1 protein-coding gene is annotated in these 605 nt (G+C 45.5%); it reads left to right on the top strand.

Going from position 1 to position 605, the window contains the following annotated elements; all coding sequences use genetic code 11:
* Positions 1-439: IS30 family transposase (locus CBG25_RS09530; RefSeq protein ID WP_290603601.1), on the top strand; the 439-nt coding region annotated here is incomplete at its 5' end.
* Positions 440-605 lie beyond the last annotated feature (166 nt).

Below are 605 nucleotides of genomic sequence, written 5' to 3'. Positions count from 1 at the left end.
TACTGTATTTGGTAAAGATCAGAAGTCATTCTTACTGACTCTAGCGGATAAAGCTACCAAGCAGATTATTATCCGCAAGTTACCGAATAAACGCGCTGATACTGTTGTAGATGCTTTCCGTGACATTGTAGCAAATACCTTCTGTGACTTTAAAACTTTGACGGCCGATAACGGTTCTGAGTTCTCCATGCATAAACAGATAACTGAGATCACCGGTGCTAATGTCTTCTTTGCCAGGCCTTATCACTCATGGGAGCGTGGTTTAAATGAACACAGTAACGGACTTATCCGCCGTTTTTACCCAAAAGGAACGGATTTCAACTCAGTCACGGACAACGAGATTGCAGAACTTGAGCACATACTTAATACTCGGGGACGAAAATCGTTGGGCTATTTTTCTCCAAATGAAGTATTTTTAGCTCATCTAATGGCTGCATAACGTTTTATGGGTTTGTTGCGTTTCGACTGGGAATGGGCCAAATGACCGGCTGTGCCAGCAACGCCTTGTGCATCAGCACCCGTAGAGGCTTTAGCCGTTCAGCGACTTTCAGCAGCCACTGGCTCTGCGTCTGCCGACTCAATGGGATATCGAGCCCGGCAAATAG

This window comes from Arsenophonus sp. ENCA (genome assembly GCF_002287155.1).
Taxonomy (GTDB): domain Bacteria; phylum Pseudomonadota; class Gammaproteobacteria; order Enterobacterales; family Enterobacteriaceae; genus Arsenophonus; species Arsenophonus nilaparvatae.
Note: the sequence above shows the minus strand (reverse complement) of the source record. Positions and strands in the feature narration are given on the sequence as shown.